This is a genomic window from Flavobacterium sp. ENC (assembly GCF_020991415.1).
GTDB lineage: Bacteria > Bacteroidota > Bacteroidia > Flavobacteriales > Flavobacteriaceae > Flavobacterium.
Genome location: NZ_JAJMOY010000002.1, coordinates 781,477 through 797,728, shown reverse-complemented (window position 1 = coordinate 797,728; position 16,252 = coordinate 781,477). Strand labels below are relative to the sequence as shown.

The window sequence follows — 16,252 nt, the reverse complement described above, 5'->3', positions numbered from 1 at the left end:
CATACCATTAACACATCGCCTGAGAGCAATAATGAAAATGATGATGATGTAATTGAATAGAAATCATGACTTGGTTTGTTTATAATTCTTTGATTCGTTTGCAAATATAGAGGATAATTTCACAAAAAAGCAATTTTTAATTTAACTTAACTATAGTTTATTGTTAAAAAATAATTTCAGGTCTTGTTTATACCTCTTTTTCCAAAGTCTGCTACAATGATTTCAACTGTTCCTTAAAACTTAAAAAAACCGTAGTCCCTTCGCCTATTTTACTTTCGATTTCAAATGAAATATGAAGCAGTTCCGAAAGACGTTTTACAATTGACAATCCTAATCCGGTTCCTTTTATTTCAGGGTGCCCGGAGGAATCTGACCGGAAAAAAGGATTAAAAATAGCCTCTATATCTTCTTTCGCAATTCCGATTCCGTTGTCCGAAATTCTGCATATTGTGTTTTCATTTTGACGGGACAATACAATAGAAACTTCGCCGTCCCTGTTGGTATATTTTAGGGCATTAGAAATGATATTCCTTAAAATGGTTATGATAAGATAATTGTCTGAATTAATAAAATAATCCTCTCTGGCATCGAAATTAACCTTTATGTTTTTTGTTGAGATCTTATCTGAATTCAGTTTTAGGACGTCCAGAATTAAAGCATTTAAATAGACGGACTCGTATTTCAGATCGGCTTTTTTATTTTCAAAGCGCGCCATTAAAAGGAGCTGATCGACCAGCATATTGAGGTGATCCACTTCCGCGATACAGAAATTAATTTTATCTTCATATTCCTTATTATCTCTCGGCTTACGAATCAGTACTTCAAGTGTTCCTTTAATAACGGTCAATGGTGTTCGTAACTCATGTGAGGCGTCGGAAGTAAATTGTTTTTCCCGTTCAATGGCATCTTCAATCCGGTTTAATAAATTGTTGATTGTCTGAGAGAGCGTATAGAGTTCATCTTTAGTTTTTGGCAGTGGAATTCTCATTTTAAGATTATCCCTGGTAATCATTTTTGAAGTATTTGTAATCGCATTTATAGGTTTAATGCTGCGTCCTGCAAAAAAGCGGGCAATAAAAAACAGCACTAATAAAATTACCGGAAACGCCAGACACATGATCTCAAATAGGTTATTAAGAACCATACGGGAATTAGTAAGCGACATTCCTATAATCAGGTACCCTATCTTTTTGGATTTTATAAAAAGAGGCACCTGAACCTGTCTTATGATATTATTTTTTACTTTAGTGTCGAATAATTTAAAATTTTCAATGCTGTCGTCAAAAATCAGAGTTTCGGTTTTGAGGTTGGGCGATTTTTCTACTATTTTTTTATTGTTATCTAAAAACTGAACAAAAACAGGATTTATATCAACTGTATTGTGTTCCCTTTCCTCCCACTCTTCTTTATCTACTAATATTACAACACCATTAACCTCTTTAATTTCTTTGAGATGATTCTGAATTTCGACATTGATTCCTTCGTCTATATGACGGTATACGGAATGTTCTACAATAGCATAAATTGCAAAGAAAACAACCAGAATCAAAAGGCCGGTTGTGATTATGTAGTTTAAAGCAATTCTGTTTTTAAAAGAAAGTGGTGCCATTTTTTAATCATTAGCGATGTAACCTACGCCGCGTATTGTTTTTATATAATCTTCTTCTATTTTGAGATTGAGTTTTTTTCTGATAGCGTTCATGAAAACATCAATAACACCGGTATCATATTCAAAATTTATGTCCCAGACGTCTTTTAAAATCTGATTTCTGGTACAGACTTTTCCTTTATTCCGAATTAGATAAGTCAGCAATTCAAACTCTCTTTGTGTAAGTGAAACTGCTTCATCATTTTTTAAGACTATATATTTTGACAAATCAATTTTGATAGTTCCCAGCGAAAGAATTTCATTTGCCTTTCCTTTTCGGAAATGAATTTTAATCCTTTCTACCAATTCTTCAAAGCTGAATGGTTTTTTGATATAATCGTTCGCTCCGGCCTTCAGACCTTCAATCGTTTCCTGAACTGTGTCTTTGGCTGTTAGAAATATAATCGGAGTGATCTGATCTTTAATTCTGATGGCTTTGCATAATTCCAAACCATTAATTTTCGGAAGCATCCAATCCAGTAAGATTAAATCAAATTGTTGGTTTTGGGTTAATTCAAATCCTTTCGAACCATCGTTTGCCGTAGTGACCCTATATCCTTCTTCCTGCAGGCCTTGTTGCAAAAACTGAACAATACCTAATTCGTCTTCAACTATTAAAATATGCATTTAACTTAATTTTAATAAGGTTAATTTTATAAATTATACTATCTTGCTTGTCAAAGATAAATATTTTAAAATTCAGATTTACTTTTTAAATCCTTAGAATATAACAAAATAAACATCTTAAGCAAACATTAAGTTAACACTAAGTAAGGTAAAAGGCCAACTTAATCCGAAATTAATTAATCGAATTTAATTTTGTCAAAAAAATAATACTATGAATTTACACAAGAAGTTATCTCCATTTTACAATCTTGCTTTATTTTATTTTGTGATCAGTTTTATACTTCGCCTCGTTTTATTTTTTCACCCGATAACACAAAGTTCTTTTACTTTTTTTGAAAGTATAAAAATATTCAGTCTGGGTTTGATTTCGGATTTCTTTGTATTCGTAATTGCCAGTGTTTTTTTATGGCTTTATTTAATTTTTATTTCAAATACCAAATACAACAAACCCTGGGGCTACATCATTTTGAGCCTGTTGCTTGTTTTATTTTTATACATCGCATCCGGAAAAAGTATACTGGATGAATATGGTGGTGCTCTGCCGAGAATTGTCCTGATTTTTATCGGAATCAAAATAATTCTGTTTTCGCTTTTATTGTTTCTTCCAAAACACAGGGATAAAATCAGATTTTGGCTCTTTGCTTTTGTGGTATTTTTATATGTTCTGTTAATCCTCCAAAATGGATTGAGTGAATATTTCTTTTGGAATGAATTTGGCGTAAAATATAACTTTATAGCTGTCAATTATTTGATCTACACGAATGAAGTAATTGGAAACATTATGGAGTCTTATCCGGTGATCCCCTTGTTTTCTGCTTTGTTTATCATCACCGGGGCTTTTACTTATTTTATTGTAAAAAAATCAACGGCTTACATCACTGCTATTCCTTCTTTTGCTGAAAAAATCAAAATTTCAATTGTATACCTAAGTTTATTTTTATTTTCTTTATTTGCAATTCCAACTTTGGCCTTAACAGAAAATTCTAAAAATGTTTTTGTTAATGAATTACAATCCAATGGGTTATATAAATTTCTCTTAGCCTTTGAAAATAATAAACTGGACTATTTTAAATTTTATAAGACACTGCCAAATGATAAAGCTTTTGCCATTTTAAAACAGCAATTGCCAACAATCTCCAACGAAAATACAACCCGTCAAATTGAAAGCGATTCTGCAGAAAATCATAAAAATGTAGTGCTTATTACCATCGAAAGCTATAGCGCCGATTTCATGAAAATGTATGGAAACTATCAGGGTATCACTCCTTTTTTAGATAGTTTAGCGCAAAAAAGCCTTCAGTTTACCAATTTGTACGCGACAGGAAACCGAACTGTTCGCGGACTTGAAGCCGTTACCTTATGTATCCCTCCAACAGCGGGTGAAAGTGTTGTAAAACGCGAAGACAACAAAAATAAATTTTCTACCGGTGCCATTTTCAAACAAAAAGGATATCAGGTGAAATTTATGTATGGCGGTGATGCGTTTTTTGATAATATGCAGGATTTCTATTCCGGAAACGGGTATGAAATTGTGGACAAATCAAGCTTTTCTCCCGAAGAAATTACATTTTCCAATGTGTGGGGCGTTTGTGATGAAGATATGTATCACAAAGCCATAAAGGTGATGAACCAGGAATCAAAAGAAAACAAACCCTTTTTCAATCATATCATGACGGTGAGTAATCACAGGCCTTTTACCTATCCGAATAATAAAATTGATATTCCCGGAGATGTAAAATCGCGGGATGGCGGGGTAAAATACACTGATTATTCGTTAAAAAAATTCTTTTCGATGGCCAGTAAACAGCCATGGTATAAAAATACTGTTTTTGTAATTGTGGCAGACCATTGTGCGTCAAGCGCCGGAAAAACAGAATTACCGATGGACAAATACAGAATTCCGGCTTTTATTTACAGTCCCGGGATCAAACCTGAAAAATACACCGGATTAATGTCACAGATAGACCTGATGCCAACCGTTTTTGGATTATTGCATTTCAGTTATCAGAGTAAATTTTTTGGACAGGATGTTTTAAAATCTGATTACAAACCCCGTGCTTTTATTGCTACGTACCAGGATTTAGGCCTGATAAAAGATAATGTACTGACTATTTTATCTCCTAAACAACAAGTCAAACAATTTCAGCTACACCTGACTCCGAAAGAAGGCGTCGCGCCGGAATATCAGATTTATTATTGTGAAAAGCCCTTAAAAAAGGAACGTACCGATTTGATAAATGAAACCATTTCGTTTTATCAAACAGCCTCGGATTTATTGAGAAAAAAGAAATATCAGAAGTAAAAAATCTTCTGAAGTTATTATTTATGAAAGCACTTTTGTATTTTTGAAAAAGTGCTTTCATAAATAAAACCCGAGCGATAATATACAAAATGTACAATTTTAAAAACGACTACTCCGAAGGGGCACACCCCGCTATTTTAAATAAACTTATAGAAACCAATCTTATACAACAATTGGGATACGGTGAAGATGAATATTCGATACAGGCAAAAGCGGTACTAAGAGAAAAAATAAACAATCCTGAAGCGGTCATTTATTTTTTATCTGGCGGTACACAAACCAATCTTATTGTAATTGCCTCCTCTTTACGTGCCCATGAAGCTGTTGTTAGTGCCAAAACCGGACATATTTCGGCTAATGAAACCGGCGCTATAGAAGCAACGGGGCATAAAGTAATTGCCATTGAAACGACAGATGGAAAACTGAAACCATCCGATCTGGAGATCACTTTACAGGAACATGCCCTAAGACCGCATGTTGTAAAACCAAGACTTGTTTATATTTCCAACTCAACCGAAATTGGCACTATTTACACCAAATCGGAACTTACGGCTTTGTCACAATTTTGCAGAACCAATGGGCTGTTGCTTTATTTGGATGGGGCCAGACTGGGCCACGCCTTAACTGCTGAAAATAATGATTTGACTTTATCTGATGTTGCCCGGCTTACCGATATGTTTTACATTGGCGCCACCAAAAATGGCGGGCTGATTGGGGAAGCTATTGTTTTTACCAAACCTGAGTTTGCAGCAGATTTTGATTATGTACTGAAACAAAGAGGGGCTTTGCTGGCAAAAGGAAGACTATTGGCGATTCAGTTTTTGGAATTATTTAAAGAGGACTTGTATTTTACTTTAGCGAAACATGCCAATGTTATGGCTATGAAGATTTCAGCTGTTGTTAAAGAAAAGGGATATACTTTTTTGACCAATTCCACAACAAATCAAATTTTCCCCATCTTACCCAATGAAGTTATCGAAAAACTAAGCGAAAAATATTTGTTTTACGTCTGGAAGGCCATTGATGAAAAACAATCTGCTGTAAGGCTGATTACTTCCTGGGCTACAGATGAAGCTATGGTGGATGCTTTCATAGAAGACCTCAAAAACGCATAATTCTACATTAAAGATCACCAATAAAAAAAGCCTCAAATCCAATTGAATTTGAGGCTTTTTACGTCCGTAAACTGAAAACCGTAAACTGAGACTATAAATATAAACTAATAGTTAGTCGTTCTGATTTTTCATTCCGAACAGGTCTCCTTGCTGATACAGTTTTAAATCGTCTCTTAAAGCCTGGTAGTTTCTTTGTGTAACCGCCGGTGCATCCAGATTGCTCAAATCCGGTTTTCCTGCATTTACCCATGCCGTATACCAAAAACTGGCAGTAGCCGTAATAGCTTTTCTCATTTGATTTTCAACCATCCCGTTTAACTGTTCATGCAATTTCTTCGCATATTCATCGGAGAAAACCGCTGAATTGTATTTGCTTTTTAGCACTTTCCCATCAGCATCCATTTTAAAAACCTGATTTTCCGGAGTTCCCGTTCTCAGCTTTTTATCAACATCCAACAAAGGCTGCGCCAGACTGTGTGTATCATTAATCATAGCCCAGATAGCTTTATGAACATCTTCATAATATTGCGCCTGCGGAACGTTTAATTTATAATTTTTAGCATACAATTCAGGAAGCTTGCTTTCCCAAAGGGCGTGAATTCCTTTCTGGTCTGTCAATTGTCCGTCATGATTAGCCGAAGTATGCAATGGCATGTGCGCATCGCCAACATAATGACCTAAATCTGCAGCAAGAAATAAAATCTCTGCTCTGTTTTTATCTTTGAATGCTTTGGTTAATTTGGCCATCATATCTTCGATATACCAGGGTAAAATTCCGTTATCGTTCAGGAATTTGGCATCGTATTTCTTTTTAGCAGCTTCCATTGTTTGCGGAATACTGTCTACGGCACCGAAATTTTCCATGTCAAAATAATGTCTTGGATTTTCGTCTTTGTAATTTAAAGCATATTTACGAATATCCGGTACAGAGGCTTCCTGGGTAATAAAATCAATATGGTTGTAAAAAAAGACCTGAATTTGCTGAGGCAAAGCCATAACAGCTGCCTTATTGATTCGTTCGTGTCCCACGATTCCCCATGATAATGTCAAGAATCCAATTCCTAATACTAAAAGAGCGATTAGTCTTGGTTTCATTTTAAAGTTTTTCATTTGCAATTTTTATTAGAAGTGCAAATCTATATTCATTTAGGGATAATACAAAAGAATACCGATAATAATTCTGTTAATTTAATTAAGTCCATCAAAATCAAAAGGATATTACAAAATGCACAACAGAACTGTTTTCATTAAAATTTTAAACTAAAAAAATCCTTCTGAAAAAACTTCAGAAGGACTTAATCATTTTTTTTTTTGCTCTTACAGCTTATTATACACTGTATTGAAATAAGAAGATTTGGTATATGTTTTCGGGCTTCCGCTTGTAAAAGACTGAAATTGAGGTGAAATCATATTCATACCTATTCCGTCTCCTGCCCAGGCCCAGCCTAATACCGTCCATCCTTTCGATTTTGCATAATCTACAATACCGGACCAATCGGCACCGGAACCGCCAATGCTGCCAAACTCACCCAGCATACAGGCTCTGCCGGCAGAAGCCAGGTCATCAATATCCGAATTGTTCAGATAACGGCCTTTGGCCTGATTGTAGGCTCCGGGATATACGTGTGCAGACAGGATAATTTTTGTATCGTTAATTTTAGTCTGACCCGAAGTACAGCCTTTCACCGCACAGGCAGCAGTTGCCGTTTCCTGTCCCCAACCCGGTATATCGATGATGATACTACCGCTGTACACTTTGCGGACTTCTGTAATGGCTGCATTGTAAGCGGAAGCAAAAGCCGCAGGAGTAATATTATGACTTCCCCATTCGTTCATTAAATTTACGATAAAACCACCGCCAAGGGTATTGTAATTGTTTCGCCACCAGATTCCGGCTGCCAGAAGCTCTGCTGCACTATCGGAACCTAAGACAGCTGCTTTATGATAGGTTACTATGACTTTATAACCATTTGCTTTGGCTTCGGAGATCCAGCGTTTTGCATTATTCTCCTGTCCCGGTTCTACTTCAATCCGTACGGTCTGAATTTTAGTATTTTGTTTCATCAGCGTCCAGCCTAAATCACAATTACCGCCATTGTAGTAAGAAGGCTGAAGGTTAACTCCGTTTCCAATATCTCCTGCTGTTGATGCTGTTTTAGAAGTTAGACCGGAATTGGGCAGCGGATTTACTGCCTGTGCTTTCGGCTGTGCCTGATCGGATTCTGATTGCTCACAGCTGATAAACAACGTGATAGTTACGGCTAAAAATAAAACATGTACTGCTTTAAACATTTTGATAAAACCTGATTTTCTCATACTTTAGTTTTTTGTGGTTAATGAAGTTAGTGGTTTTGTAAAATCTTCATTGCAAATGTTTAAATTTAAGTAAGATAAAACCGATGCTATTTTATCAAATCACAATACGAAAAACGCATTTTTAGCTAATAAAAATAAACTTACCTCAATATTTGTGTTAAAAAAATAGGGCAATAGCAGCATATTGAGGCTGGCAAGAATAAATTTTAGTAGTGAAGGCCTCTAACTAATAAAGTATGCAGCTGACCTTAAAAAGAGCGGTGTTATATACGGTTTGCTAACAAAAAACAATGTAAATTTGAATTTAAAATTACTCTTACTACCATCGATGAAAATAATTAAAGCTTTCGCTCTTGCCCTTTTATTTGTTTCTGTTTGTTCCGCACAAGAAGATATTGTGCAATTAAAAAACGTTAGTGATACCATTTTAAATCCCAAAAGAAGCCTGATAGTCTCAGGTCAGCTGGATCCTGTAAAAACAATGCAGCAATTATTCCCGGGTAGATTATACACTCTTGACGGTCATAATACTTTTGTAAGCTGGAAATGCAAAAATTGCAAAACAGCTTCCTTTACGGACGTAAATGGTGAAGAGGGCGACCAGATATTTCCTTACGAAAGAGGTGTTGCAACAAGATTGCTTTCTGATATCGATTATACCGATTCAAAAGGAAATCAATATAAGCTGTTGTTTTTTAACCACTCCGTGTATGATGAGGACGGACTGCAGACCAGCCGGTTCTCCGGAGGCCTTGTCGGTGTTGCCAAGTTTACCAAAAACGATAAGAGCTGGCAAATGCGGTCTTTTCAGCCGGGTGTTGCTGCCTTTGGTGCCTTTTCTCAGGCTCCCAAACCTAAGCTGACAGAAATTGGGGAGGATCAGTTTGCTTTTACCTTACTGCATGTGAATGGCGGCGGCGGAGGTCCTTTTGAAGGAACTCTTTATCTTGTTGCCGGATTCGATGGCAAATACCAGCCCATTATGGAAGTGCCGGCGTACGAGCTTTCAAATGTTGAAAGTATACAATGGTCAGGCTCTTATGCCGTTGTAAATGACAATACTAAAAAACACTTTAGGGACATTATTATTAAAGTAAACGGTTCTTTTAATAAAGCCGCCCGGGCTAAAGATGAATTTGAAGTAAATTTACCGGATGAAATAGCTGCGATGGCACAAACAAAAAAACAATTTAATTTTGAGATCGAAAAACGTTTTTCTTTTAAAGGAAAATCATATAAGATGACTTCGAAGCCGATTGTTAAATTTTCAAAGGTAAAATAATTCGGTTTTCTTTTATTGAAAGTATAAAATAGAAGCCAATCCCAGACCGGCGATAAATATCCAGAGAAAAACGCCCTGAAGTAACGGCTTTACCCCTACTGATTTCAGTGTATTCACGTTTAAAGTGGCACCGATAAGAAACAGTGTTATCGTCAGTCCAATTTTGGCAATGCTTACAACAGCCGGTGCAATAAAGGCCGTTGCAGGAACATACGTATTGAAAAGCATGGCTACAATAAACAATCCGATAAAATAGGGAATCTTGATTTTGCTGTTTTTGTTTTTGAATAAAACCGCTGTAAAAACTGAAATCGGAATAATCCATAAAGCTCTGGCCAGTTTTACTGTTGTGGCAATCTGAAGGGCTTCGGCACCGTATTTATTGGCCGCTCCTACTACTGAACTGGTATCATGAATCGCAATTGCACACCATAAACCAAATTCTCTCTGGGACAAATCCAGTTGATGCCCGATAAACGGAAATACAAACAACGCAATTGAATTTAAGATAAAAATGACTCCCAAAGCAATCGAGGTCTGATTTTCATTGGATTTAATTACAGGAGAAATCGCTGCAATGGCACTCCCTCCACAGATGGCAGTGCCACATGAAATTAAGTGTGACGTTTTTTTATCTGTTTTCAACCATTTTCCCAGTAAAGTTCCGAAAATTAAGGTGCTGAAAATTGAAAAAATAGTCAGCAGAAACCCTTCTTTCCCGGCTGAAATGGCACTGGCCGCATTTATCCCAAAACCCAGGCCGACTACTGAAAATTGCAGCAAAAATGTAATCGCCTTATGATTGAACGCTACAAATGGATTCCCGAAAACATTTACCACCAGAACCCCTAGTAATAAAGCAATAGGTGGAGAAATAACGGAAAATAAACATAAAACCACAATCAGACCAAAAACGGCCTGTTGAAAATAAATACTAACTTCTACTAAATTTGCTGCTGGATGTTCTTGCGTTTTCAAAATATGCTACTTGATAATTACAGGACAAAGGTCTGTCGATTTTACCGCAATTACCAATCGTAAAATACGATGGACTATAACTTCAAATTATAGTGATCTGACATGTTCCGGATAAACAATTCAGATAAGGGATCTGATTTACCGAGTAATGTAATAATATAAAAGTATCTTTCAATCGTTAAATTTTCAACATCCAAAACCATTAATTCGTTATTTTTCAACTCCTTACTTATTGCATGAATGGACATGAAAGCAAAACAGTCTGAATTCAGCAAATACGATTTTATGCTTTCTGTACTTCCCAATTGCATTTCGATTTGCAGGTCTGTTATTTTTACACCTACTTGTTTCAGCGCATATTCAATAACTTCAAGTGTTCCGGAACCACGTTCACGGGTTATAAATTTCATTGCTTTAAAATCGTCTAACGAAATTTCATTTTTCCGAATGAATGGATTTTTACTGTTGCAAACCAAAACCAATTCGTCTTTTAAAAACGGTATGTATTTAATGGACTGATTCTTAGACTGCCCTTCTACAATTCCGATTTCAATCTCCTTATTGATTAAGGCGTTTTCAATTTGTTCTGTATTTCCGTTTAACAAATTGACTTTTATCTCCTGCTGCTTTTGATGAAAGCGTGCCAAAACCGGAGAAATAATATACTGGGAAATGGTTGTACTTGATCCCAGGCGCAGTAAGCCCTGACGTTTATTGACAAACGTACTCATATCAAAATCTATTTTACGATAGATTTCAAAAATATTTTTGGTGTGTTTTAATAAGAGTTCCCCAGCCGGAGTTAGGGCTATTTTTGAACCGTTTCGTTCAAAAAGCTTGATTTTATAAGTTTCTTCTAATTCCTGAATGTGTTTGGAAACAGCCGGCTGCGTAATATACAATTCGCTTGCCGCCTTTGTAAAGTTAAGCCTGAGCGCAACGGTGTGAAATACTTTTAGCCTGAAATCCATTGTAGTAGTAGTTTTGTTTCATGTTTAAAGTTTCAGGTTACTATTCGGGCCAATTCAAAAACCTTTGAACCTTTGCCTCTGTGAGCCTCTGAACCTTACAATAACCCGTTATACTTCCTGACAAACCATTCGGTTGTCAGCAAAGCAACAATCAGGATCAGCAACCAAACCCAGTCAATTAAAGGTGTTTTCGTTGAGATATTTTTCTCTATTGATTTGTACTCTTTATTTTCCAAAAGCGTCTTAATCAGCTCTGCTGCCTGATTCTGGAAAAAAGATTTTCCATTGGTTTGTAAAGCTAACTGTTTCAATTTCAAAACATCCGGATTGACAAATTGTTTTTCGATGTCAAAATCCAAAATTTCAAAATGTCCTGTATAGCTTGTATTGGTATTTAACTCCTTTACCGAAAAATTATATTTCCCTGCAGCCAAACCGTCCAGATTAACAGAGAAGGAATTGTTTCCTTTTAGCAAATCGTAGTTTTTGGTTTGCTTTGTTGCGGCATTGGTTACATTTATGGTAAGCCTTGCTTTTTCGTCGAATTCATAGTTTTTGTTGAAGTATTGCGCATTGATCACAATAGCTTCCCCGGAATTATAGAAACTCTCATGCGTGACAACGAGTGATTTTCTTGACGTTGATGAAGCTAAATACTGAATGATCTTATCTGTAAAAACGTCGTACTTTTCAAAAGACTGATGATCGATATGACTTTGCAAACGCCATTTCCAGCTGTTTTCACCTAAAAGAAAAGCGGTTCTTTTGCCCTGGTTTTCGGCAAAAGCCAGCAAAGGCGCATTCGTAGAAACATTTCTGATTTTTGAAGAAAGTAAAACCGATACATTTCCATTGGTGGTGATGGTACCGAATAAATTTTGCAAAGGCGGGAAATTTTCGAATCCTATATTGTCAATGGCAAACAGATTAAATTGTGACTGAAATTCGTTTAAATAATCTTCCCTCTGATTACTCATTTTGAAAATCAGATTGTTCTGCTGCTGATTCAGAAAATTAAAATCGGTATTGGTTCCGGTAATAATAAAAGTATTGGTCCCTGCCAGTTTATTGTTGTCGAAAATTGGTTTGAAAGCGGCTGTCGGCTGGTATAAAACCAAAACAGAGACGTCTCTTAACAAATTGATTTCGTTCGGCTTAACCAGAACCACCTTACGTTGTGCATTAGTTTCAATCGAACGCTTAAGTGCCGCAATATCGGGATGGTTTATCGCCGAAACTATGGCAATTACCGACTTCTGATCAATGACTTCTACTGCAAAATTCTTGACATTGTTATAGCTGTTCTTCTCTTTTACATTTGATGAAATACTGGCTTTAAAAACCTGTAATCCTACTTTATCAGCAGGTAAAAGCAGATTTAAAGTAGCTGTTTTTTTAGAAGACGAAAAAGAAACTTTTTCTTTGGCAATAACCGAATTTCCCTGAACAATGGAAAAATCGGCAGTGGTGTTTTTATCACCCGCGTATTGCAGAAATACTTCAACCGGAAATTTATTTTTATGAAAAGCGTATTTATTTACGTTGAGCTGATTGATTTTTAAATCAAAAAAAGTAGTGGTATCCCCCACGATTAAAGGATAGACTTTATTTACAGGATCAAAACGATAGACATAATCGTTTCCTGTTGTCTGATTTCCATCGGTAATAATAACGGTTGGAAAAATAATATTCCTGTTGATGCTCTTTAAATTCCGGGCAACGGCGTCTAAATTGGTTTGTTTTCCTTTAAAATCAAATGCTGTTGAAGGCTTCAGTTCCGCATCGAACTGATACGACTGAATTTCAAATTTTTCCTGAAGTGCAGGATTTGAAACCAATTCCTGATACAATTCGGCAACTTTTTTATCTGATTTTAAAGCTGTGATCGAACTTGAATTATCAACTGCGATTGCCAAAGGTGTTTTTGTAACTTCGAGAGCATTTTTAGTCACAATTGGGTTAATCAATAACACCAATAAAGCAAAAATGGCCAAAAAACGTAAAAAAGCCAAAAGTACCATCACATTGGACTTACTTTTGGCTTTAAAAAAATATTGAAAATACGACAAACCACCGGCTATTACTAAAGAAAGTAATAATAATAAAATCGTATTTGTAGTCATATTTTATAGTTTGCAGTAGCAGTTTTCAGTAACAGTTTTTAGTCCGAGCTTTCAGTAGCAGTTTTCAATGTAAACTAAAAACTGCAAACCGGGACTTTTTAGGTAAGCATTCCTCCACAAACATTCAAAACCTGGCCTGTAATATAAGCACTCATATCCGAAGCAAGAAACAAACAGGCATTGGCAACATCTTCAGTTGTTCCGCCGCGTTTCAAAGGAATTCCTTCTCTCCATCCTTTTACGATATCTTCACTTAATTTTGCAGTCATTTCGGTTTCAATAAATCCGGGAGCAATGGCGTTGCAGCGAATATTACGGGACCCTAATTCCAGGGCAACAGATTTTGTAAAACCAATTGCACCCGCTTTTGAAGCTGCGTAGTTGGTCTGACCTGCATTTCCGGAAACCCCTACTACAGAACTTATATTAATAATTGAACCTGCACGTTTTTTCAGGAATGTTTTCTGAATTGCTTTTGTCATATTAAAGACTGACTTCAGGTTTACATCAATTACCTGATCGAAATCTGCTTCAGACATACGCATCAGCAAATTATCTTTGGTAATTCCGGCATTGTTAATCAGGATATCTACTGTTCCGAAATCAGCCAAAACAGCGTCTACAAAAGTTTGCGCTTCATTAAAATCGGCAGCATTCGATTGGTATCCTTTTGCTTTAACGCCTAAAGCGTTCAGTTCAGCCTCTAAAGCTTCTGCCGAAGCAGCAGATGAGCTGTAGGTGAAAGCTACGTTTGCACCGTGTTTCGCAAAAACTTCAGCAATTCCTTTTCCAATTCCACGACTAGCGCCCGTAATGATGGCCACTTTTCCTTCTAGTAATTTCATATTCAAAATTAATTTAATATTTATTTGTAGCTAATCCTGCTATCCATTTCAATCTTTTCTGTTTTTAAAGAAAAAACACAAAAGGATTTCCATTTCTATCAGGGCTATGAACGACTCGTCAAATATATGATAATTCCCTTTTTAAAAAAAAACAATTGTCGGTCATTTAAAGTATAAATACCAAATACAACAATGGAACATTTTCAAATTAGCAAAAAAAATAAAAAAACCAGTAGTTGTTTTCTACTGGCATGGGGTATTATGGTTTTAAAAGGGGTTCTTCCGGAAATGGGTCAAGCGGCTCCACCGGAGTGACCGGAGGAAGCATAATGCATGGCCCGTTATAAGGAAATGGTGTCCATGGTATGGTACATCTCTGACCGCCGCTTCCATTCATGTTTTTTAGTTCTTCTCTACTTAATACTTCAACTCCTGAAAAATTCAAAATTGTTTTTAACATCATAATAGGTTGTTTAATATTTTGTTCCCTCAAACTTTTTGATGCCTGTTGAGTTTCAGACCTGTAAATAACCTTAAGCATATAATTTCGATGATAAATATAAGAATAACTTTCTAATAATTAAAACAATAACAAGAAAATATTTATTTTTTTGCTGGTAAAAAAGCAGCCCACAAGTGAGCTGCATCTATCCAAAAATTAAAAAAACTAAAAATAAAAATCTTAATTAAGTTTCCAGGTCGTCATTCTAAACGAACTTGAAGCACTTGTAAACGTATAAACCGGTTCTGTATAAAACAGTCTGAAATTTTCTTTCTTCACATAAACACCGGCTGCATTGACCAGATGTTTATCAAAATCCTTTAAAAAGGCGGGAGTTCCTACAGTGGTATTGCCATTCCATGATTTATGAGTCAGAATGACTTTTTTGCCCACCGCATCTTCTGTTACATTTACATAATGGAATATCGCTGCTCTTCCGGCAAATGTGTAATAGATAAAATTCCCAAGTGAATGATTCAGATAAAGCTGTACAGAAGTAATGGTTACACCTGCCGGTAAAGACGCATTGATTCCGGCTAATTCCTGAACAAACAATTCTGAATTTGTCGGGGCATCTTCTGTATAATCGCCTACATAATATCCGAACCAGGCATGTGGACTTCCCGGAAGCAATATTTTATAATCATTCGTTAAAGTCAGCGGTGCGTTGCTGTATTTAATAGAAGCGCTTATTCCTCCTGTTCCCGTTGCGGTAAAGCTTTCGCTGGCTTCGTCATATGCAAAGTTTGTCAGGCTCTGTCCTGCCACTTTTAAAGCCGGGCTTACCACAAGACCTGTTGGTGTATACCCCACTCCCATGCTAACTACTTCAGAAGAACCTGCATCCAGCGAAGAAGAAGAGGAATATCTGGATAACGGATTGTATTCAAATTCGTATTTCTTAATCGATTTTCCATCATTGATTTCAAGCAATTTGAATAATGGCTTATCAATTCCTCCCACTAAATTTTGCTCCGTTACCAGATTTTTAGCCAGATCTGTCCAATCTTGCTGTGTTGCTTTTACAAAACGTACTTCTCTTACTAATCTGTTGCTTTTAAAAACAAGATCACCATTTTCCTGTCCGTAATATAAAAACTGGAAATCGCCCATATATCCCTTACCTCTTAAAGCACTTGTCGGATAATTATTGGAATCTGATAAAAGATGTATTTTATTGAATGTTGTGAATACTAAACTGACTGTACTTCCTAACACCACATCATATTCACTTTCGTGTTTCAGCACATCGTCATCAAAATCAGATGCCATTACTACTTTTCCTCCGGCAGAGAATTTGAACAAATGCGTAAAACCTCCTAGTTGGGTGTCATCTGTAAAGTAAACGGCCTTCCATCCAAACTCCGAAGCAAGCAATGCATCGTTTAATTCTTTTTTTTGTGCATTCAGACGTTCCGACGGGGTTTGATCGAATATCTGTTCTGCTTCTGTGCTATTTGTACAAGCGCCTAAGGCATACACTGCCAGAAAGGCAACCATTAAGTACTTCAATATATTTTTTGGTTTCATAATTTTACTTTTA

General features: G+C 36.2%; 13 protein-coding genes. 3 read left to right on the top strand and 10 right to left on the bottom strand.

What is annotated here, in order from left to right; genetic code table 11:
- Positions 1-211 precede the first annotated feature (211 nt).
- Together LPB89_RS08035 and LPB89_RS08030 are read right to left on the bottom strand one after the other, a co-directional pair.
- Positions 212-1,609 carry a HAMP domain-containing sensor histidine kinase gene (locus LPB89_RS08035; protein ID WP_230701244.1) on the bottom strand — a complete coding sequence of 466 codons (1,398 nt, stop codon included), beginning with the start codon at positions 1,607-1,609 and terminating at the stop codon, positions 212-214.
- 3 nt (positions 1,610-1,612) lie between these two features.
- Entirely contained in the window at positions 1,613-2,275 is a 663-nt protein-coding gene (locus LPB89_RS08030) for a response regulator transcription factor (protein WP_230701243.1), read from the bottom strand.
- Between the two features lie 211 nt (positions 2,276-2,486).
- Here LPB89_RS08030 and LPB89_RS08025 point away from each other — a divergent pair, with 211 nt between their 5' ends.
- Complete coding sequence (locus tag LPB89_RS08025) at positions 2,487-4,577, top strand: LTA synthase family protein (protein WP_230701242.1); 2,091 nt, start codon at positions 2,487-2,489, stop codon at positions 4,575-4,577.
- Between the two features lie 89 nt (positions 4,578-4,666).
- Positions 4,667-5,692: a low specificity L-threonine aldolase gene (locus LPB89_RS08020; RefSeq protein WP_230701241.1), complete on the top strand. Its 1,026-nt coding sequence runs from the start codon at positions 4,667-4,669 to the stop codon at positions 5,690-5,692.
- A gap of 111 nt (positions 5,693-5,803) precedes the next feature.
- On the opposite strand, the gene LPB89_RS08015 is transcribed toward LPB89_RS08020, so the two are convergent.
- Together LPB89_RS08015 and LPB89_RS08010 are read right to left on the bottom strand one after the other, a co-directional pair.
- Entirely contained in the window at positions 5,804-6,802 is a 999-nt protein-coding gene (locus LPB89_RS08015) for a zinc dependent phospholipase C family protein (protein ID WP_230701240.1), read from the bottom strand.
- 207 nt (positions 6,803-7,009) lie between these two features.
- A complete protein-coding gene (locus tag LPB89_RS08010) occupies positions 7,010-8,008 on the bottom strand; it encodes a cellulase family glycosylhydrolase (RefSeq protein ID WP_230701239.1) in 999 nt (332 codons plus the stop codon).
- 328 nt (positions 8,009-8,336) lie between these two features.
- On the opposite strand from LPB89_RS08010, the gene LPB89_RS08005 reads away from it, so the two are divergent.
- Positions 8,337-9,290, top strand: coding sequence for a hypothetical protein (locus tag LPB89_RS08005; RefSeq protein ID WP_230701238.1), 954 nt, complete (start codon positions 8,337-8,339; stop codon positions 9,288-9,290).
- A gap of 12 nt (positions 9,291-9,302) precedes the next feature.
- Here LPB89_RS08005 and LPB89_RS08000 read toward each other — a convergent pair whose 3' ends face one another.
- The 6 genes from LPB89_RS08000 to LPB89_RS07975 all read right to left on the bottom strand — a co-directional run bounded on the left by LPB89_RS08000 (position 9,303) and on the right by LPB89_RS07975 (position 16,239).
- Positions 9,303-10,268 (bottom strand): YeiH family protein, encoded by a 966-nt coding sequence (locus LPB89_RS08000; RefSeq protein WP_230701237.1) that lies wholly within the window; start codon positions 10,266-10,268, stop codon positions 9,303-9,305.
- A gap of 74 nt (positions 10,269-10,342) precedes the next feature.
- A complete protein-coding gene (locus tag LPB89_RS07995) occupies positions 10,343-11,239 on the bottom strand; it encodes a LysR family transcriptional regulator (RefSeq protein ID WP_230701236.1) in 897 nt (298 codons plus the stop codon).
- A 95-nt stretch (positions 11,240-11,334) separates the two neighbouring features.
- Positions 11,335-13,362 carry a hypothetical protein gene (locus LPB89_RS07990; RefSeq protein ID WP_230701235.1) on the bottom strand — a complete coding sequence of 676 codons (2,028 nt, stop codon included), beginning with the start codon at positions 13,360-13,362 and terminating at the stop codon, positions 11,335-11,337.
- 98 nt (positions 13,363-13,460) lie between these two features.
- The gene (gene fabG, locus LPB89_RS07985) at positions 13,461-14,207 is read right to left on the bottom strand and encodes a 3-oxoacyl-[acyl-carrier-protein] reductase (RefSeq protein ID WP_230701234.1); all 747 of its coding nucleotides are present in this window, start codon (positions 14,205-14,207) and stop codon (positions 13,461-13,463) included.
- Positions 14,208-14,466: 259 nt separating this feature from the next.
- Positions 14,467-14,670: a hypothetical protein gene (locus LPB89_RS07980; RefSeq protein ID WP_230701233.1), complete on the bottom strand. Its 204-nt coding sequence runs from the start codon at positions 14,668-14,670 to the stop codon at positions 14,467-14,469.
- Between the two features lie 219 nt (positions 14,671-14,889).
- Positions 14,890-16,239 carry a DUF4302 domain-containing protein gene (locus LPB89_RS07975; protein WP_230701232.1) on the bottom strand — a complete coding sequence of 450 codons (1,350 nt, stop codon included), beginning with the start codon at positions 16,237-16,239 and terminating at the stop codon, positions 14,890-14,892.
- Positions 16,240-16,252 lie beyond the last annotated feature (13 nt).